This window comes from Rhizobium album (genome assembly GCF_003122325.1).
Classification (GTDB): Bacteria; Pseudomonadota; Alphaproteobacteria; order Rhizobiales; family Rhizobiaceae; genus Metarhizobium; species Metarhizobium album.
Window position 1 is genome coordinate 311,447 of sequence record NZ_QFBC01000005.1, and the last position, 17,821, is coordinate 329,267.

17 protein-coding genes are annotated in these 17,821 nt (G+C 64.1%); 7 read left to right on the forward strand and 10 right to left on the reverse strand.

Annotation, left to right across the window (positions count from 1 at the left end; translation table 11 throughout):
• The first annotated feature begins 95 nt into the window (after positions 1-95).
• The 6 genes from DEM27_RS14340 to DEM27_RS14365 all read left to right on the forward strand — a co-directional run bounded on the left by DEM27_RS14340 (position 96) and on the right by DEM27_RS14365 (position 7,586).
• Positions 96-1,457, forward strand: a complete 1,362-nt coding sequence (locus tag DEM27_RS14340) for an aspartate aminotransferase family protein (RefSeq protein WP_109458919.1) — start codon at positions 96-98, stop codon at positions 1,455-1,457.
• Positions 1,454-3,058 (forward strand): N,N-dimethylformamidase beta subunit family domain-containing protein, encoded by a 1,605-nt coding sequence (locus DEM27_RS14345; RefSeq protein ID WP_165823429.1) that lies wholly within the window; start codon positions 1,454-1,456, stop codon positions 3,056-3,058. The genes DEM27_RS14340 and DEM27_RS14345 overlap by 4 nt, the downstream gene beginning before the upstream one ends.
• Before the next feature lie 132 nt (positions 3,059-3,190).
• Entirely contained in the window at positions 3,191-4,819 is a 1,629-nt protein-coding gene (locus DEM27_RS14350) for a benzoate-CoA ligase family protein (protein ID WP_109458920.1), read from the forward strand.
• Entirely contained in the window at positions 4,816-6,012 is a 1,197-nt protein-coding gene (gene kynU, locus DEM27_RS14355) for a kynureninase (RefSeq protein ID WP_109458921.1), read from the forward strand. The genes DEM27_RS14350 and kynU overlap by 4 nt, the downstream gene beginning before the upstream one ends.
• Entirely contained in the window at positions 6,009-6,839 is an 831-nt protein-coding gene (gene kynA, locus DEM27_RS14360) for a tryptophan 2,3-dioxygenase (protein ID WP_109458922.1), read from the forward strand. Before kynU ends, kynA begins: the two co-directional genes overlap by 4 nt.
• 33 nt (positions 6,840-6,872) lie before the next feature.
• Positions 6,873-7,586, forward strand: coding sequence for an MBL fold metallo-hydrolase (locus DEM27_RS14365; RefSeq protein ID WP_109458923.1), 714 nt, complete (start codon positions 6,873-6,875; stop codon positions 7,584-7,586).
• Positions 7,587-7,601: 15 nt separating this feature from the next.
• Here the strand turns inward: DEM27_RS14365 and DEM27_RS14370 are convergent, their stop codons facing one another.
• Genes DEM27_RS14370 through pcaD form a run of 5 tightly spaced genes read right to left on the reverse strand, consistent with a single transcriptional unit; the run spans position 7,602 to position 11,251 of the window.
• Positions 7,602-8,669 carry a 3-carboxy-cis,cis-muconate cycloisomerase gene (locus tag DEM27_RS14370; protein WP_109458924.1) on the reverse strand — a complete coding sequence of 356 codons (1,068 nt, stop codon included), beginning with the start codon at positions 8,667-8,669 and terminating at the stop codon, positions 7,602-7,604.
• 19 nt (positions 8,670-8,688) lie between these two features.
• Positions 8,689-9,312, reverse strand: coding sequence for a protocatechuate 3,4-dioxygenase subunit alpha (pcaG, locus tag DEM27_RS14375; RefSeq protein WP_109458925.1), 624 nt, complete (start codon positions 9,310-9,312; stop codon positions 8,689-8,691).
• A 1-nt stretch (position 9,313) separates the two neighbouring features.
• Positions 9,314-10,054, reverse strand: coding sequence for a protocatechuate 3,4-dioxygenase subunit beta (gene pcaH, locus DEM27_RS14380; RefSeq protein ID WP_109458926.1), 741 nt, complete (start codon positions 10,052-10,054; stop codon positions 9,314-9,316).
• A complete protein-coding gene (gene pcaC / locus DEM27_RS14385; protein ID WP_109458927.1) occupies positions 10,054-10,461 on the reverse strand; it encodes a 4-carboxymuconolactone decarboxylase in 408 nt (135 codons plus the stop codon). Before pcaC ends, pcaH begins: the two co-directional genes overlap by 1 nt.
• Before the next feature lies 1 nt (position 10,462).
• Positions 10,463-11,251: a 3-oxoadipate enol-lactonase gene (gene pcaD, locus DEM27_RS14390; RefSeq protein ID WP_109458928.1), complete on the reverse strand. Its 789-nt coding sequence runs from the start codon at positions 11,249-11,251 to the stop codon at positions 10,463-10,465.
• An 88-nt stretch (positions 11,252-11,339) separates the two neighbouring features.
• Between pcaD and pcaQ the strand changes: the two genes are divergently transcribed.
• Positions 11,340-12,263: a pca operon transcription factor PcaQ gene (gene pcaQ, locus DEM27_RS14395; protein WP_109458929.1), complete on the forward strand. Its 924-nt coding sequence runs from the start codon at positions 11,340-11,342 to the stop codon at positions 12,261-12,263.
• On the opposite strand, the gene DEM27_RS14400 is transcribed toward pcaQ, so the two are convergent.
• From DEM27_RS14400 to DEM27_RS14420, 5 genes are read right to left on the reverse strand one after another with little or no spacing between them, the layout of a single operon-like run.
• Positions 12,264-13,202 (reverse strand): cyclase family protein, encoded by a 939-nt coding sequence (locus DEM27_RS14400; protein WP_165823430.1) that lies wholly within the window; start codon positions 13,200-13,202, stop codon positions 12,264-12,266. It lies immediately after the preceding gene.
• Positions 13,203-13,212: 10 nt separating this feature from the next.
• Positions 13,213-14,187: an ABC transporter permease gene (locus tag DEM27_RS14405; RefSeq protein ID WP_109458931.1), complete on the reverse strand. Its 975-nt coding sequence runs from the start codon at positions 14,185-14,187 to the stop codon at positions 13,213-13,215.
• The gene (locus DEM27_RS14410; RefSeq protein ID WP_165823431.1) at positions 14,184-15,140 is read right to left on the reverse strand and encodes an ABC transporter permease; all 957 of its coding nucleotides are present in this window, start codon (positions 15,138-15,140) and stop codon (positions 14,184-14,186) included. Before DEM27_RS14410 ends, DEM27_RS14405 begins: the two co-directional genes overlap by 4 nt.
• Positions 15,141-15,164: 24 nt before the next feature.
• A complete protein-coding gene (locus tag DEM27_RS14415; RefSeq protein WP_109458933.1) occupies positions 15,165-16,649 on the reverse strand; it encodes a sugar ABC transporter ATP-binding protein in 1,485 nt (494 codons plus the stop codon).
• A 51-nt stretch (positions 16,650-16,700) separates the two neighbouring features.
• The gene (locus tag DEM27_RS14420; protein WP_165823432.1) at positions 16,701-17,753 is read right to left on the reverse strand and encodes a sugar ABC transporter substrate-binding protein; all 1,053 of its coding nucleotides are present in this window, start codon (positions 17,751-17,753) and stop codon (positions 16,701-16,703) included.
• Between the last annotated feature and the right edge of the window lie 68 nt (positions 17,754-17,821).

Sequence of the window (17,821 nt, forward strand, 5' to 3'; positions counted from 1 at the left end):
GTTTTCATGGTCATGTCCGGGACCAGACGAGATTCTGCGCATAAGGGGCGGGCTTTGTGACCTTCTCCGGCGGGAAACAGGAGGAGAGCCACACTATGTCCAAGCCCCGCACGACCAGCACCGGCAGCAGCTACGGCGTCGATCACCTCCCCAAGATTGCCTATGCCCGCGGCAGCTATCTCTTCGATGTCGACGGCAACCGCTATCTCGACGGCTCGGGCGGCCCGGCGGTCTATTGTCTCGGCCACGCCCATCCGGAAGTGAATGCCGCCGTCGCCGAGCAGATGGGCAAGATCGCCCATGCCTATCGTTACCTCTTCTCCAGCGATGCGGTGGAGGAACTGACCGACATCATCACCGACCGGACGGGCGGGCATTTCCCCAATGCCGTCTATGTGACCAGCGGTTCGGAGGCGGTGGAATCCTGCCTCAAGATCGCCCTGCAATATCATGCCGCCCGCGGCGAGATGAGCCGCCGGCGCTTCATATCCCGCCGGCGCTCCTGGCATGGCAATACGCTGGGCGCCTTGTCCGTCTCCGATTTCAGGACGCGCCGCGCCTCCTTCGAGGGCAGCCTGCTCGATGTCTGCTTTGTGTCCGCAGCCAATGCCTATCGTCCGCCCGAAGGTGTGGCGCCTGCCGATCTGGCAGGGTTTCTCGCCAGGGAGCTGGAGGAAGAGATCCTGAAAATCGGCCCCGACAAGGTGGCGGCCTTCATCTTTGAACCGGTGGTCGGCGCTGCCGGCGGCGTCGTGCCGGCACCGGAGGGGTATGCCAGGGCCGTGGAAGCCGTCTGCCGGCGCCACGGTGTGCTTGTTATCGGCGACGAGGTGATGTGTGGCTCCGGGCGCACCGGCACGTGGCGGGCGCTGGACCAGGATGGCGTGGTGCCGGATATCATGAGCGTCGCCAAGGGTTTGGCCGCCGGTTACGTGCCGCTGGGTGCTGCGCTTTACACCGATGCCGTTCACAAGACGCTGGTCGATGCCCATGGCGGCGCGCAGACCGGCCATACTTTCACCGGCCATACCGCTGCCTGTGCTGCTGCCGTCGCCGTCCAGAAAATCATCAGCCGCGACGGGCTACTGGATCATGTGCTGGCGCGGGGCGAGACATTCCGGGATGAGCTGCGGAAAGCCTTCGCGGATGTGCCCGAGGTTGGCGATGTCAGGGGGTGCGGTTATTTCATCGGCCTGGAGATCGTCTCCGATCCCGAAAGCAAGACGCCGTTCAGGCCCAACCTTTCCGTCCATGCCGATATTGGCCGGCGCGCCTTCGAGGCCGGGCTGATCTGCTATCCTTGCACCGGCAATGTTGGCGGCACGGCGGGCGATACGGTTATCCTGGCGCCGCCCTACAATGCCAGCGAGGAGGAGCTGGCCGAAATCCTCTCGAAGCTCACCGTCGCGGTTAAGGATTCGGTTCATGCCGCCCGCAAAGGGGAAAAGCTGGCATGAGCAGCCATTCGACCGCCGCGCATTATCAGGCCGTTTTCGGCCGCTATTTCGAAACGCCGGCCAATCTGCCGCCGGGCACGCCGTTCCTCTGGGCCTATGCCGACCGGCACTCCTATGGCGCGGGTGAAACGGTCTGCGTGCACGTCAACACCACGGCGAACCGTTTCCGCGCCACGCTGGTCCGCGACGGTTTTGTGCCGGTGACGGTCTGGCAGAAGGGAAACATCGAAGGCGCCGCTTACGAGACGCCCGACCAATGTTCCGCCGAGGGCTGCGGCTGGCTGGTCTGTTTCAGCTTTACCATCGAGGCCGGCTGGCCGTCCGGCGGCTACAAGCTGATGCTGTGGTCGGAGGAAAATTCCCGGTTGACGGCGGAAACCATCCTGATCGTCCGCCCGACGCCGGGACAGGGTCGTGGACGCCTGCTCTTCGTGCCGCCGACCTGCACCTGGATGGCCTATAACGACTGGGGCGGCTCGAATTTTTACGAAGGCATCAGCGGGCCGGAACGCAACCAGTTCTCGCCCGTCGTCAGCGCCGACAGGCCGTTCTGTCGCGGTTTCGCCAGCCTGCCGCCGGATGCGCCGCGGGTGGCGCTCGACCATGTGCCCGGCCTGCTGGCGCCGCCGCGTTATCCTCATATGGAATGGGCGTGGCGGACCGGCCACAGCAAGAAATACGCCTCTTCCGGCTGGGCCAGCTACGACCGGCACTTCTTCCACTGGATGGAGCGGCAAGGCTATGCGGTCGACATCATCGCCCAGACCGACCTGCACTACCGGCCCGATATCATCGACAGCTATTCCTGCCTCGTCTTCGCCGGGCATGACGAATACTGGAGCTGGCAGATGCGTGATGCCGTCGACGCCTATGTCGAGGCCGGCGGGCATGTGGCGCGGTATGCCGGAAACTTCATGTGGCAGATCCGCCTGGAGGACGAGGGTCGCCGGCAGATCTGCTACAAATACCGTGCTCGCAACGAAGATCCCGTCTACGGCACCGGGAACGCCCGTTTCGCCACCACGAGCTGGGAAGCGGCGGAAATCGGCCGTCCGGGCGCCCTGACCTTCGGGCTGAATGCCACGCGCGGCATGTATACCGGCTGGGGCGGCGCCGTCGCCCGCGGCGCGCGGGGTTTTCCGATCTACCGCCCGGAGCACTGGGCCTTCGCCGGCACCGGTTATGGTTACGGCGACGTGCTGGGTGCCGCTTCGCATGCCTTCGGCTATGAGGTCGATGGGCTCGACTATGTCATCAAGGGCGGCCTGCCCTATCCTTCCGGCGAGGAACAGGTGCCGGAAGGGCTGTCGATCCTGGCGCTCGGTCTCGCTTGCAATGTCGAGGAGGGCGATGCCGTGAAGGCCGGCGATGTATTCCTCAACAGTGAGGACGCGGTGTTCATCGCCGAAATCCTGTATGGCGAGACCGGGCCGGAAGCGGTGGACCGCGCCAAGCGCGGCAGCGGCATGATCGTCAACTTTCCAAAGGGCAAGGGCGAGGTGTTTCACGCCGGCAGCTGCGAGTGGGTTGCCGGCCTCATCCGCGGGGATGCCGGCGTGGAGGCGGTAACACGCAACGTTTTCAACCGGTACCTGGCTTAGGCGGGGATGGGCCGCCACGGCCCTACCCCCCAATCGGGGGGCTCGGTGGATCGAGATATTTTAAACTTGAAATAGATTGCGGCTGGTGTAACGTCTGAGTCAGGGAACATAAAACAAAGGGAAACAGATACGATGTTGAGCCCTTCAGCGCATATCGACACCTTTACACGCGACAACCTGCCGCCCCGGGAGGAATGGCCTGAGTTTCTCATGGGCGATTTCCAGTATCCCGATCACCTCAATGCCGCTGTCGAACTGACCGACCGCATGGTGGAAAAGGGTTTTGGCGACCATACGGCGCTGATCGGCAACGGCCGGCGGCGCACCTACAAGGAACTCACCGACTGGAGCAACCGGCTCGCCCATGCGCTGGCCGAGGAATATGGCGTCAAGCCGGGCAACCGCGTGCTGATCCGCTCCGCCAACAATCCGGCGATGATCGCCTGCTGGCTGGCGGCCACCAAGGTCGGCGCCGTCGTCGTCAACACGATGCCGATGCTGCGGGCCGGCGAACTCAAGAAGATCGTCGACAAGGCGGAAATTTCGATCGCGCTCTGCGATACCCGTATCATCGACGAGCTTGTCGCCTGCGCCAAGGACAGTGATTTCCTCAAGCAGGTGATCGGCTTCGACGGCACGGCCAACCACGATGCCGAACTCGACCGCATCGCCCTCGACAAGCCGGTGAAGTTCGACGCGGTGAAGACCGGGCGCGACGACGTCGCCCTCTTGGGCTTCACCTCGGGCACCACGGGCGTGCCGAAGGCGACGATGCATTTCCACCGCGACCTGCTGATCATCGCCGACGCCTACGCCAAGGAAGTGCTGCAGGTGACGCCGGAGGATGTCTTCGTCGGCTCGCCGCCGATCGCCTTCACCTTCGGCCTCGGCGGCCTCGCCATCTTCCCGCTGCGCTTCGGCGCCGCCGCCGCGCTGCTCGAAAGTGCGACACCGCCGAACATGGTCAAGATCATCGAGACCTACAAGGCGACGATCAGCTTCACTGCGCCGACTGCCTACCGCGCCATGCTGGCGGCGATGGATGCCGGTGCCGATCTTTCGTCGCTGCGTATCGCGGTTTCGGCCGGCGAGACGCTGCCGGCGCCCGTCTATGAACTGTGGGAAGCAAAGACCGGCAAGCCGATCCTCGACGGCATCGGTGCCACGGAAATGCTGCATATCTTCATCTCCAACCGTCTCGACGACCGGGCACCGGGTTCTACGGGCCGGCCGTTGACCGGCTACCAGGCGAAAATCGTCGACGACGAGATGAACGAGGTGCCGCGCGGCACCATCGGCAAGCTCGCCGTGCGGGGTCCCGTCGGCTGCCGCTACATGGCCGATGCGCGCCAGCGCGAATATGTGAAGGCCGGCTGGAACATCACCGGAGACGCCTTCTACCAGGACGAGGACGGCCGCTTCCATTTTGCCGCACGCGCCGACGACATGATCGTTTCCGCCGGCTACAACATCGCCGGTCCGGAGGTCGAGGCGGCGTTGCTGGCCCATGACGACGTTGCCGAATGCGCCGTGATCGGCGTTCCGGACGAGGATCGCGGCCAGATCGTCGCCGCCTACGTCGTGCTGGCCAAGGGCAAGAATGGCGACGAGGTGATGACCGTGGCCTTGCAGAATCACGTCAAGGCGACGATCGCTCCCTACAAATATCCACGCTCCATCCGCTTCGTCGACAGCCTGCCGAAGACGGAGACGGGCAAGATTCAACGCTTCCAACTGAGAAACGGCAGCAGAGTCCAATGACCGACCTTTTTGAAAGGACAAAGGCGCTCTTCGAGATCCCCGAAGGCGTCATCTATCTCGACGGCAATTCGCTCGGTCCGCTCGCCAGGGCGGCCAAGGAGCGGCTGGCGCGGGAAGTCGCGGAGAACTGGGGCGGTCAGCTGATCCGCGCCTGGAATACGGCCGGCTGGATCGACCTGCCGGCGCGCATCGGCAACCGTATCGGCGCGCTGATCGGCGCGCCCGAAGGATCGGTGATCGCCGCCGACTCGACCTCGGTCAACCTGTTCAAGGCGCTGACGGCAGCGCTGTCGCTCACCGGCGAGCGCAAGGTGATCCTCTCCGACAGCGGCAATTTCCCCAGCGATCTTTATATCGCCGAGGGTGTTATCCGCACGCTCGACAAGGGCCACCGACTCAAGATCGTGGCGCCGGAAGAGGTGGAAGCCGCCATCGACGAGACCGTGGCCGTGCTGATGCTGACGGAAGTGGACTACGCCACCGGCCGCCTGCACGACATGAAGGCGCTGACCGCCAAGGCGAAGGCCGCCGGCGTCGTGACCATCTGGGACCTCGCCCATTCCGCCGGCGCCCTGCCAGTCGATCTGTCCGGTGCCGGCGCCGATTTCGCCATCGGCTGCGGCTACAAATATCTGAACGGTGGGCCGGGTGCGCCCGCCTTCATCTATGTCCGCCCGGAACTGCAGGACAAGATCCGGCCGTCGCTTTCCGGCTGGCTCGGCCACGAAGCGCCGTTCCTCTTCGACCTCGACTATCGTCCCGGTCCGTCCATCGACCGCATGCGGGCCGGCACGCCGCCGATCCTGTCGATGACGGCGCTGGATGCCGGGCTTTCGGCCTGGGATGGCGTCGACATCCATGCCGTGCGCGAACGCTCGATTGCGCTCTGCGACCTGTTCATCAAGGAAGTGGAAGCGCGTTGCCCGGATCTCGTCCTGGCGTCGCCGCGCGACGGCAGCCGCCGCGGTTCGCAGGTGTCCTTCCGCCATCCGCAAGGATATGCGGTGATGCAGGCGCTGATCGCCAACAATGTCATCGGCGATTTCCGCGCCCCCGACATCATCCGCTTCGGCTTCACGCCGCTTTATATCGGCTTTGAAGAAACCGTCGCGGCGGCCGAGGTGCTGGAAAAGGTCATTAAGGAAAAACTCTGGGATTGCCCGGAATTCCTGAAGAAGAGCAAGGTCACATGACGAGCAAAGACCTGTCGCCGGATGGCGCCGAGCTGAATTTTCGCGACAAGATGTCCTATTCGAACTACCTGAAGCTCGATCTGGTCCTCAATGCCCAGGCGCCGCTGTCCAGCGCCCATGACGAACCGTTGTTCATCATCCAGCACCAGACGTCGGAACTGTGGATGAAGCTTGCCATCCACGAAATCCGCGCCGCCTGCCAGTCGATCCGCAATGACGACCTGCAGCCGGCCTTCAAGATGCTGACGCGCGTCGCCCGCATTTTCGAGCAGCTGAACAGCGCCTGGGATGTGCTGCGGACGATGACGCCCAGCGAATACACCCTGTTTCGCGATGCGCTGGGGCAATCCTCCGGCTTCCAGTCGTGGCAATACCGCGCCATCGAATTCCTCGCCGGCAACCGCAATCCGGTGATGATGAAGCCGCACGAGCACGATGCGGGCATCAGCGAAAAGCTCGAAGACATCCTCAAGGCGCCGAGCCTCTACCAGGAGGCCATTCTGTTGCTCGGCCGCAACGGTTTCGACATCGGCAACGAGGCGGAACGCGACACGCGGTCGACGCGTGAGGAAAGCGAGGCGGTGCTGTTTGCCTGGCGGGACGTCTATCGCGAGCCGTCAAAATACTGGTCGCTGTACGAGCTGGCTGAAAAGCTGATCGACTTCGAGGATTATTTCCGCCGCTGGCGCTTCAACCACGTCACCACCGTGGAGCGCATCATCGGCCTGAAACGCGGCACCGGCGGCACGGCGGGGGTTTCTTATCTCCGGCGCATGCTGGAGGTGGAGCTTTTCCCGGAATTGTGGAAGGTTCGCACCGTACTGTGAGCCGCAATGGCTCACCTTTGATGGAGCGGTGGCATGGCGGATGCGTGGTTTCGGTCGGTGACGGTATCGCCCGGCGTGGTAAAGATCTGGGAGCCGGCGGTCCATCCGTTTTTCCAGGCAAATCTTTACCGCATTTCCGGGCGCGATCGCGATATCCAGCTGGATTTCGGCACCGGCGTCCAGTCGCTCCCAGCCTTTGCTCCGGCAGGCGACAAGCCTCTTCTGGCCATCGCCTCGCATGTGCATATCGATCATGTCGGCAGTTTTTTCGAATATGCCGACCGGGCGGGGCATCCGCTGGAGGCGCCGTTCTTTGCCGATATGCGCGACGACATGGCGTTCGGGGCGATGTTTCGCGACCATCCCGAGCCGCTGGCCGTGCTTCCCGAAGGTTTCGTTCTCGCCGACTATCGCATCGAGCCGGCGCCGCTGACGCAGCTTCTCGACGAGGGCGATACGGTGGATCTCGGCGACCGGCTGTTCACCGTGCTGCATCTGCCGGGGCATTCACCGGGGTCCATCGCCCTGCTCGACGAGCGCAACGGCGAATTCTTCGCCGCCGACGCGATCTACGACGGTTACCTGGTGGATGACGTTCCGGGTGCCGATATCGAAACCTATCTCCGGACGATGGAGCGTTTGCGCGCGCTCGACGTTTCGATGGTTCATGCCGGCCATGGGGAGAGTTTCGGGCGTCAGCGGATGCAGGAAATCGCCGAGGGATATTTGCGCAAGCATGGCGGCTGACAGTGCCGCCGCGTTTCAGCCCGGCGGCGCAGTCCCCAGTCTCGTGATCGAAGCCAGCAGGGCCTGCGCATGCTGCAGGGCGGTTCCCGTGGCGTTCAGCATCTGTGGCAGGATCATCCATTCGAGTGTCCACGCGGCGCCGGAGCGCTCCTGTTCGTGGACCAGCGCCTGATGCAGGCCGGACAGCTGCACGGCATTGAACCGGGCAAGCGTCACGAGAACTTCGGCAAGAACCGGATTGTGCTTGTGCGCCATGGCCGACGAGCCGCCGGCGCTGTCGATAACCACCTCGGCGATCTCGTTCTGCGCCATCAGCGCGATATCCTGGCCGATCTTGCCGAGCGCGCCGGTCACCTGGCTCAGCCAGTTGCCGAGGCCGGCGATCCGGTCGCGGGCGGCATGCGGCACGTAGTCGGGCGCTGAAAGCTCCAGGGCCGAGGCGATGTCCCGCCGCACGCCGGATATCTTGCCGCCGAATTTTTCCGCCGTGCCCGCCGGCCCGGATAGGCTGAGGATGAGGTTTTGCCGACGCACTTCCCCTATTTGGCCTTTTGCCCGCTCGACCAGGCCGCACCAGACTGCAAGCCTGTCCCCCGCAGTGATCGGGATCGCCGCCTGCATGCGCGTTCGTCCCATCATCGGGTTATTGCCGAATGTCCGTATGAGCGCCTCGAGACGCGCAATTACCGCCTCCAGCCGCGTTTCGAAAAGGTCGAAGACTGGCTTGAGCTTCAGCGCCAGTGCAGTGTCGATGACATCCTGGCTGGTGGCGCCGAAATGGATATGCCGGCCGGCCGGCTCTCCGACATGCTGACGCAACTGGCGAACGAATTCCGGAACGACGACGCCGTCCTTCAAGGTCGCCCGTCGAAGCAGGGCGAGATCCGGTTGGAACGTCGCGGCGGCGGCCGATATCTCGGATGCCGCGGCCTGCGGGATCAGGCCGTGATCGGCTGCCGTCCGGGCCAGCGCCAGTTCGAAGCGCAGCATGGCGGCGCAATCGGCCGTGGTGCCGATCAGGCGGGCCAGTTCCGCATCGCCAAGAAGGTCGTCGAGAAAGGTGGAAAGCAATTCGGTCACCATCGCAGCCCCGGTCCAACGCCTACATATCGAAGAAGACGGTTTCGTTCTCGCCCTGGAGATGGATATCGAACCGCACCGTCTCCCCCTCGCGCGCTCCGATCAGCGTGCGGACGCGCTGGCGATGCTCGATGCGGGCGAGCACCGGATCTTCCGCATTGGCGGCCTCCTCGTCGGAAAAATACATGCGCGTCTGCAGCCCGATATTGATGCCGCGCGCCACGATCCAGAAGAGAATATGCGGCGCCATCAGCCTCGGATCGTTCGGGCGGAACGGCGTACGGCCGGGCTTGACGGTGTGGAAGACGAATTCTCCCGTCTGCATGTCGCCCGGCTGGCGGCCCCAGCCGAAAAAGTTCGGGTCGGCGCGCCCGCGCGTTTCCGCCGGACTGTTGTAGAGCCCGTCGGCATCGGCCTGCCAGATTTCGACCAGGGCATCCTTGAGCGGACTTCCGAGCCCGTCATAGACGAAGCCGCGAATGGTGATGCGCTCGCCGCGCGCCTGTTCGTTGGCGAGCGGTCCCGAGCCGAGATCGGTTTCGAAGATACCGGAAATGCCGGAAAAATTCGGGGTGCAGCCGATATGTACATAGGGGCCGGCCGTCTGCGACGGCGTTTCCTTGAGGTAGGCGAGCGTCTGGACCATCTCAATTGCCCTCCTTGCGGTTCTCGAACAGCGTCGACCGACGGCCGCGCAAAACAATGTCGAACTTGTAGGCGCGCATGTCCATCGGCACCGTCGCGTTCCAGTCAAGGGGCGCGATCAGCTGTTCGATCGCCTGCGGGTCGGGGATCGTCCTGACGATCGGACACCGGGCGATCATCGGGTCGCCTTCGAAATACATCTGGGTGATCAGCCGTTGCGCGAAACCATGGCCGAACACGGAGAAATGGATATGCGCCGGCCGCCAGTCGTTGACGCCGTTCGGCCAGGGATAGGCGCCGGGCTGGATGGTCTTGAACCAGTAGCCGCCCTCGTCGTCGGTGATCGTGCGGCCGACGCCGCCGAAATTCGGATCGATGGCGGCGAGATAGGTTTCCTTCTTGTGGCGGTAGCGGCCGCCGGCATTGGCCTGCCAGAATTCCACCAGAACGCCGGGCACGCCGCGGCCGCGCTCGTCCAGCACCCGCCCGTGCACGAGGATGCGCTGGCCGATCGCCATCTCGCCGGGCCTGGCATAGTTGACGATCAGGTCGTTGTCGGTGGGGCCGAGCATGTTGTGGCCGAAGACCGGCCCAGTCAGCTCCGTCGTCGTGCCTTCGAGCGAAATCAGCGCCTTCTGCGGTGAGCGCAGCACGGATGTCTTATAACCCGGCGTCAGCGCCGGCGGATGCCAGATCCGGTCGCGGGCGAAAAATGCCCCGGTCTCGGGCGGTGCGGTCTTCATCATTCTCCTCCCCGGGGCGCTTGCGCGTCCCGCATCTCGTCCAGCGTCTTCTTGACGATCTTGATTGCCGTATTGGCCGCCGGTACGCCGGCATAGATCGCTACATGCAGCATGGCCTCGCGCATATCCTCCGGCGTCGCGCCGGTGTTGGCGGTGGCGCGGACATGCATGGCAAGCTCCTCGTGATGGCCGAGTGCCGCCAGCAGCGCGATCGTCACCATCGAGCGCTCGCGCTTGTTCCAGTCCGGCCGCGACCAGACGTCGCCCCAGGCGGTTTCGGTGATCATCGCCTGGAACGGTGCGTCGAAATCCGTCTTGTTCGCTTCGGCGCGGTCGACATGGGCGTCTCCCAGCACGGCACGCCGCGTGGCCATGCCTTTCACAAAGCGATCGGACGGCGGGTTCATGTCATTCCTCGTTGATGAAGTCGGCCAGCAGTTCCGCCAGCTGGCCGGGCTGCTCGACACAGGGAATATGGCCGCTCCCCTTGATGATCTCGAATTCGGCGTCCGGGATGAGGTCGGCGGTGGCCTTGACCAGATCGGGCGGCGTCGAGCCGTCCTGATCGCCGACCACGACCAGCGTCGGAACCTCGATTTTCGGCGCGTCTTCGGTGTAATCGGCCTCGCGCAGCGCGATGCAGGTGGCGACGTAGCCTTCCACCGATTGCCGCACGAGCATGGTGCGATAGCCGGAAAGGTCCGCCTTGCGCTTGGCGTGGAAATCCGGCGTGAACCAGACCTTCATCACCCCATCGGCAATCGCTTCCAGGCCCTTTTCCTGCACCGTGGCGATGCGGGTGTTCCAGCTCTCCTGCGTGCCGACCTTGGCGGCGGTGTCGCAAAGGATCAGCTTCTCGACCAGCTCCGGCTTGAGCTTGTAGAGGCTCTGGACGATGAGGCCGCCGACCGACAGGCCACAGAAGGCCGCCTTCTTGACGCCGACATGTTTCAGCAGGCCGATGAGGTCGCGCGCATGGTCCTCGATGCTGTAAGGCACCGTGCCGAGATCGGAGAGGCCGTGGCCGCGCTTGTCGTAGACCAGGATCGACCAGTCCTCCGCCAACTCGTCGATCAGCGGCAGCCAGATGCGGAAATCCGTTCCCAGCGAATTGACGAGAACGAGCACCGGATTGCTCTTCGACTCGGTCAGGTATTCGTAATGCAGGACGGTGCCGTTGATCGCTGCGAAGGCCATGTGAATTCTCCTCGAACTTCAGTTACATGATGGTTATTGGCATTTATAATGATATTTTCCGACGAATTCATAACGGGATGGATATGATTTGGACAGCCGGATCAAGTTTCGACACCTCCACACCTTCGTTGAAGTCGCGCGGCAGAAAAGCGTCGGCCGCGCCGCCGACGTGTTGTCCCTCACCCAGCCGGCGGTGACCCGGACGATCCGTGAGCTGGAGGACTATCTTGGCGTCGATCTGTTCGAAAGGGAAGGTCGCGGCATCGTCATAACACGGTTCGGCGAGGTGTTCCTGCGCCATGCCGGCGAGAGCATCGCCGCGGTTCGCCGCGGCGTCGATTCCATTTCCCTGGCGAAAACCTCCTCCGGCCCGCCGTTGCGGATCGGCGCCTTGCCGACGGCGTCCGCCAGCTTCCTTCCGGATGCGGTGGCGGACTTCATCAAGGCGGGCACGGGCAGCGTGGTCACCATCGTCACCGGCGAAAACCGCTGGCTTCTCGACGCCTTGCGGGTGGGCGAGCTCGATCTCGTCGTCGGCCGTCTCGCCGCCGCCGAATTCATGGCCGGCCTGACCTTCGATCCGCTCTATTCGGAAGAGGTCGGCTTTGCCGTCCGCGCCGGCCATCCGCTGCTGCAGCGCCGCAGCTTTTCGCTGGCCGAGATCGCGCATCATACGGTGCTGATGCCGATCAAGGGCTCGGTGATCCGGCCGTTCGTCGACCGCTTCCTGTTGTCCCACGGCATCGGGGAACTGAGGAACACGATCGAGACCGTCTCGGACAGTTTCGGCCGCGCCTTCCTGCAGACTCAGGATGCCGTCTGGATCATTTCGAAAGGCGTGGTGAAGCGCGAGATCGAGGCCGGGACCATGGCATTTCTCGACATCGACACATCGGAGACACGGGGCGCCGTCGGCTTCACCATGCGGGCCGACGTCGCGCCCACCCTGCCGGTGTCGATCATGATCACGACGATCCGTGCCCATCTCGCCGGCAGCGGCCAGCAGTTCTAGCTACAGGATGGCGAAGGGCATTCCGGGCGAGCCGGTCGCGCCTTCGATCCGCAGCGGCGCGAAGGCGTAGACGAATTCCGAGCGGCCGGTTTCGGCAAGGGCATCGAGGTTCATGCCTTCGTGCAGGTAGATGCCGTGGCGCATGATCAAATGCTGGTGGCAGGGCAGCACCATGTCCGGATCGACCGGCGGCACGACGTCGATGGCAAAATTGTCGGCGCCGACGACGACGGGCTGCAGGGCGGAAAGGAATTCCGCCGCTGCCAGGCCAAGGCCCGGCTCGCCGTCATACCAGTTGGCGGCCTCCGAGAAGAAGCGCGAGCCGTGGCCGGTGCGGATCAGCACCACGTCGCCGGGCCTCAGCCAGTCGTTGTGATCCAGCCCCTGCCGGTCGATGCACTGCAGCAGGTGCTCGGGGGTGATTTCGACGCCGTTTGCCAGCGGTTCGCCGAACAGCGCTTGCACGTCGAGCAGCACGCCGCGGGTAAAAAAGATCGGCGCCTTTTCGATGCCGAGTTTTTTCAGGCCGTAGGGCGACCAGATCTCCGAGAGCTTGTTGCCGTTGTAGACGAGCGTGTCGCAATGGCCGCAGGGATAGGTCACCTGGTGGCCGAGATGGCCGAGCGCATCCATATGAGTGCCGATCTGGCCGATCTCGGTGCAGACGAAGTCGTCGTTCCAGACGGTGCGGCTGACCGCGCCTTCCGGCCCGCCCGTGGGGCCGCCCGGCATCTTCAGGCCAAAAGTCCGGCCGGGGGAGAGCGGCATGCCGACGCGGTAGGGAAAGCCGAGCGAGACGGTCTCGCCGGAGCGGATGAGCCGTGCGGCCTCCAGCACCGTGTGGGGGCCGAGCAGGTTGCCGGCGCCGATCTCATCCTCCGCGCCCCAGCGGGAGGGAAACCAGGCCTGGCCGAGGGCCGGATTGTCTGCGTCGCTCATTCTGTCTCTTTCACGCTGCAGGCTGCGCCGAAAGCGCAAACTTTCGGCGGCGCACGACATGGCGGATCACCGCCTCGCCGATGATGACGACGATCAGCAGGGCGCCGGTCGCCAGGCTCTGCATCCAGAACGGCGCGCCGAGCGCGGCGATGCCGCTGACCAGGAAGCGGATGGTGAAGAGGCCGATGAGAATGCCCGGAATGCTGCCGCGGCCGCCGGAGAGCGCGATGCCGCCGATCAGGCAGGCCGTCACAGCCTCGAGGACGACGGCTTCGAAGCCGAGCGGGCTGGCGCTGCCCGACTTGATCGACAAGAGCGCGCCGGCGAGGCCGGCCAGGGCCGCCGACAGGGAGAAGATCAGCACGATCGGCCGCTTCATCGAAACGCCGGCGGCGCGCGCCTCGCTGCGCCCGCCGCCGATGGCGAAGACTTCGCGGCCCCAGAGTGTCCGTCGCGACAGGAAATCCACCAGCAGCACCAGGAGCAGCAGGATGATGGAGGGGATCGAGAAGATGAAGAATTTCGTCGACAGGATGTCGGTCTGGGCGATGTCCTCGAAGGGGATGAGCGCCGTTTTTTCCTGCGAGATCACCAGCGTCAGGCCGCGGAGCGCAATGAGCGTGCCGATGGTGAACACCATGGAACTGATGTTGAGCCGGTAGATGCAATAACCCTGGATCGCGCCGATGACCGCACAGACCAGGATGACCAGCAGGAAGGCCGGCAGTATGCCGAAGGCGTAGAATTTTATCGACAGGATGCCGGCAAAGGCGGCCATCGATCCTACCGACAGGTCCATCTCGCCGGCGATCATGGTCAGGCCGACGCCGATGGCGATGATGCCGGCGAGAACCGCACCGTCGAGCAGCGCGGCAACGCCGGCCATCGAATAATAGCTCGGAATGCGGCTGGCGAAGATCAGGTAGACGCCAAGCATCAGGGCGATGCGGGCGAGGTTGCTTCTGGTTTCCGCTGTCATTTTCATCGCGATTTGCCCTGCAGGACGTGGAAGAGGCTGATGGAGACGACGACGAGGAAACCGACGATCGTCATTCGTAGTCCGGCGCTGAAGCCGTTGAGCAGCATGAAATTCTGCAAGAGCGCGATCAGAATGGCGCCAAGTGCGGCCTGCAGCGGCGAGCCGCGCCCGCCGCGCAGTGCGATGCCGCCGACCAGCACGGCGGCGATGTAGTCGAAATCATAGCCCATGAACAGATCGGCCTTGGCCTGTGAGAATTGCGACACGGTCAGCATGGCCATGATCGCCACGCCTGTCGACAGCGCGATGCAGGCGACCGAGGTGACCATGCCGACCCGCAATCCGCTGGCGATGGCCGCCTGCGGATTGGCGCCGCACAGCACGATCTCGCGGCCGAGCTTGAGGTGGCGGATGACGAACCAGCTGAGCAATGCGGCAACCACGAAAGCCCAGCTTTGCGTCGGTATGCCGAGCGGACGGGCGGTGCCGATCCACAGAGCGAGATCGCTTTCGATCCGCAGGATGGAATTGCCGCTGAGCAGCGCGGCCAGCCCGCGAAACACTGTTCCGAAGGCGAGCGTGGTGATGATCGGGTTGCCGATCAGCGAGATGGCCACGCCTTGCGCTACGCCGGAAACACCCGCCAGCAGCAGCGTCAGGACGACGCCGGCGGCAAATCCGAACTGCGCCGTGATCAGCGCGAACAGCACGGCGAGCAGGGCGCCGAGCGAGCTGGCCGACAGGGCGAACAGGTTGCCGGAAATGGTGATGTAGCTCATGCCGATGGCGACGATGCCGGTCAGAGAGGCGGCGCGGATCACCACGAACAGATTGTCCAGCGTGGCGAAAGACGGCGTCGTGAACCCGGCCACCGCAACGATGGCGAGGATTGCGGCGAGGCCGTAGACCGGCCTCGGGATGCGTATCCTGCGCTCTGCCGTCGGATTCTGGCTTGTCATGGTCGTACTCATGTTCTGGTCCGGTCAGGCGGCCTGTTCGGCCCGGGTCACGTCGCGGGTGAGGCTTTCGGCGGTCGCGGTATCGGCAGCGACAACCTGTACCAGCTGCCCATGGAAAAAGGTGGCGATCCGGTCGGCAAGGCCGAGCACTTCCTGCGTATCGGACGAGGCGAAGATGATCGACAGGCCGCCATCGGCCAATTCGCGCAAATGCTTGTAGATTTCGGCGCGGGCGCCGACATCGACGCCGCGCGTCGGTTCCTCGACGAGAAGGAGTTTTGGGTTGAGCCCGATCCACTTGCCGAGCGCCACCTTCTGCTGGTTGCCGCCGCTGAGATTGCCGGCGAGCCGGCTGAAATAGCGCTCGTCCAGCCCGAATTTCGCGGCGATCGAGCGGATGTGCCCCTTTTCGAGGCTGCCCGACAGCAGCTGGAAGCGGCTGATGGCGGAGAGCGCCGGCGCGGACAGGTTTTCCGGCACCGAGCGCACCGCAAAGATGCCGTCGCGCTTGCGGTCGTCGGAGCAATAGACGACCTTGCTGGCGATGCCGTCAGCGACGCTTTTCGGTGCGTAGGCGTTGCCTTCGAGGAAGATCGCGCCGGAGCCGAGAGGGGTGACGCCGGCGAGCAGCCGCAGGATCGTGCTGGCGCCGCTGCCGACCTGTCCGGCCAGCGCCAGGATCTCGCCGGAGCGGACGGAGAGCGAAACGGGTGCCTTTAGGCCCGGCGTCATGCAGCTTTCGAGGCGAACGGCTTCGGCGCCCAGCCTTGCGGCGCGGGGCGGGAACATTTTTCCGAGCTGGCGGCCGAGCATGGCCTCGATCAGCGTGTCGATGGAGAGCGTTGCCGTTTCCATCGGCGCAAAACTCTTGCCGTTGCGCAGCACGGTCACCCGGTTGGTGAGTTCGAAGACTTCCGGCATGCGGTGCGTGACATAGATGACCGCGCAGCCGTCTGCAGCAATCGCCCGAACCGCCGCCTTGACCCGGATGATCTCGGATTCGGAGAGCGCCGCCGTCGGCTCGTCGAGGATGGCGATGCGTGCCTTGCGCGACAGCAGCCGGGCGATTTCGATGAGTTGCCGCTCGGCGACGGAATAGTTTTCGGCCAGCGCCAGCGGATCGACATAATCCAGCCCGACGCGGTCGAGATAGGGCCTGGCCATCTCGGCGAGCTTCGCGGCAGAGCGCATGATGCCGATCGAGGAATCGCCGAGAAAGACATTTTCGGCCACGGACAGGCTGTCGATAATCGACAGTTCCTGCGCCACGTAGCCGACGCCGGCGGCGCGGGCCTGGCCCGGCGAGCGGATGGCGACGGGTTTGCCGTCGATCTCGATGCGGCCCTGGTCTGAGGGTTCGATTCCGGCGAGGATCTTTACCAGCGTCGACTTGCCGGCGCCGTTCTCGCCCATCAGCGCCATCACCTCCCCCGCCTTGACGGCGAGGCCCACCCCGTCGAGCACCAGAGTGGGGCCGTAACGCTTGACGATATCGGTCATCACGAGCATGGCAGAAATCCCGGTAGAAAGGCGTCGCGCCTTGGCGCGACGCAGCAGGTATCAGAAATTGCAGAGCTGGTCCGCGGTCTTGCCCCAAAGCTTGGCGGCATCATAAGCGGCCTGCGTATTTCCGACAGCCGGGTTCGGCAGGAAATTGTACTTGTAGAGCGGATCGGCATCCGAGGGGGCGGCGTCCGGCGTGCCCTCCAGGTATTTCTCGCCGTCGACGACCTTGCCCTGCGCGACATATTTGCCGAGCGCCTGCACCGCCATCCAGCCTTCCCAATAACCGGACTGGATTGCCGTGCCGGCGATTTCACCGCTCTTCACATGCTTGGAATCGCCATGGCACGTGCCGCCGACGATGAAGATGTCCTTGCCCGGTGTCAGGCCGTTTTCCTTTGCCGCTTGTGCTGCCGCGCCTGCGAGCGAATCGTTTTCCGTATAGAGCCAGGTCAGTTCGCCCTTGTGGGCGGGGATGATCTGGGCTGCGACCTTGTAGCCCTCGTCTTCGAGGAAGCCTGCGGTCGGGACGACGTCGAGCACGGTCAGCTTGCCCTTGACCGCATCCTGGAAACCGGTGGCGCGGTCGTCACCCGCAGAAACGCCGGCCGGGAAACGGATGATGGCGCCCTTGTCGCACTTGATCTCGGCCTTGGCGCATGCTTCCAGCAGGATCTCGGCGGCGGTCTTGCCGCTCAGGAAGTCGTTGGCGCCGGCATAGGCGGTCCAGAAGGCTTCCGTACCCTTGATCGGATACTGGTTGGAGACGATGACGGGCGCGCCGGACTGCGATAGCGCCCGCAGCGAAGCGACGCCGGCGGCATTTTCGAACGGCCACCAGACATAACCGGCAACCTGTTCGCCGGACGCAAGCTGCTGCTGCACCTGGCTGTCCTGCTCGGCCTGGTTGAAGTTGTTTTCGATCACCTTGACGTCGTAGCCGAGTTCCTTGGCCTTGTCCTTGGCGCCCAGCTGGAACTGGCCGATATAGGGGTTGGTGCTCGATGGCACGAAGACGACGACGGAGCCCTTGCTTTCGGCATAGGCGGCGGATGCGGCAAGGCCTGCAACGAGCGATGCGGCGATTGCGAGTGTCATTTTCAGTGTCATGTGGTCTCCTCCCATGGCCATCGAGGCCTTTTAAGCCGCCAAGCGGCGTTTCTCATGCGATACTTTCA

Excerpts from the sequence above, each read along its gene's own strand:
- DEM27_RS14340 (WP_109458919.1), top strand. The coding sequence starts at position 96 with ATGTCCAAGCCCCGCACGACCAGCACCGGCAGCAGCTACGGCGTCGAT.
- pcaH (WP_109458926.1), bottom strand. The coding sequence starts at position 10,054 with ATGAAGACCGCACCGCCCGAGACCGGGGCATTTTTCGCCCGCGACCGG.
- kynA (WP_109458922.1), top strand. The coding sequence starts at position 6,009 with ATGACGAGCAAAGACCTGTCGCCGGATGGCGCCGAGCTGAATTTTCGC.
- DEM27_RS14420 (WP_165823432.1), bottom strand. The coding sequence starts at position 17,753 with ATGACACTGAAAATGACACTCGCAATCGCCGCATCGCTCGTTGCAGGC.
- pcaD (WP_109458928.1), bottom strand. The coding sequence starts at position 11,251 with ATGGCCTTCGCAGCGATCAACGGCACCGTCCTGCATTACGAATACCTG.
- DEM27_RS14370 (WP_109458924.1), bottom strand. The coding sequence starts at position 8,669 with ATGGTGACCGAATTGCTTTCCACCTTTCTCGACGACCTTCTTGGCGAT.
- DEM27_RS14365 (WP_109458923.1), top strand. The coding sequence starts at position 6,873 with ATGGCGGATGCGTGGTTTCGGTCGGTGACGGTATCGCCCGGCGTGGTA.
- DEM27_RS14400 (WP_165823430.1), bottom strand. The coding sequence starts at position 13,202 with ATGAGCGACGCAGACAATCCGGCCCTCGGCCAGGCCTGGTTTCCCTCC.
- pcaC (WP_109458927.1), bottom strand. The coding sequence starts at position 10,461 with ATGAACCCGCCGTCCGATCGCTTTGTGAAAGGCATGGCCACGCGGCGT.
- kynU (WP_109458921.1), top strand. The coding sequence starts at position 4,816 with ATGACCGACCTTTTTGAAAGGACAAAGGCGCTCTTCGAGATCCCCGAA.
- DEM27_RS14345 (WP_165823429.1), top strand. The coding sequence starts at position 1,454 with ATGAGCAGCCATTCGACCGCCGCGCATTATCAGGCCGTTTTCGGCCGC.
- DEM27_RS14415 (WP_109458933.1), bottom strand. The coding sequence starts at position 16,649 with ATGCTCGTGATGACCGATATCGTCAAGCGTTACGGCCCCACTCTGGTG.
- DEM27_RS14350 (WP_109458920.1), top strand. The coding sequence starts at position 3,191 with ATGTTGAGCCCTTCAGCGCATATCGACACCTTTACACGCGACAACCTG.
- DEM27_RS14405 (WP_109458931.1), bottom strand. The coding sequence starts at position 14,187 with ATGAAAATGACAGCGGAAACCAGAAGCAACCTCGCCCGCATCGCCCTG.
- DEM27_RS14410 (WP_165823431.1), bottom strand. The coding sequence starts at position 15,140 with ATGACAAGCCAGAATCCGACGGCAGAGCGCAGGATACGCATCCCGAGG.
- pcaG (WP_109458925.1), bottom strand. The coding sequence starts at position 9,312 with ATGGTCCAGACGCTCGCCTACCTCAAGGAAACGCCGTCGCAGACGGCC.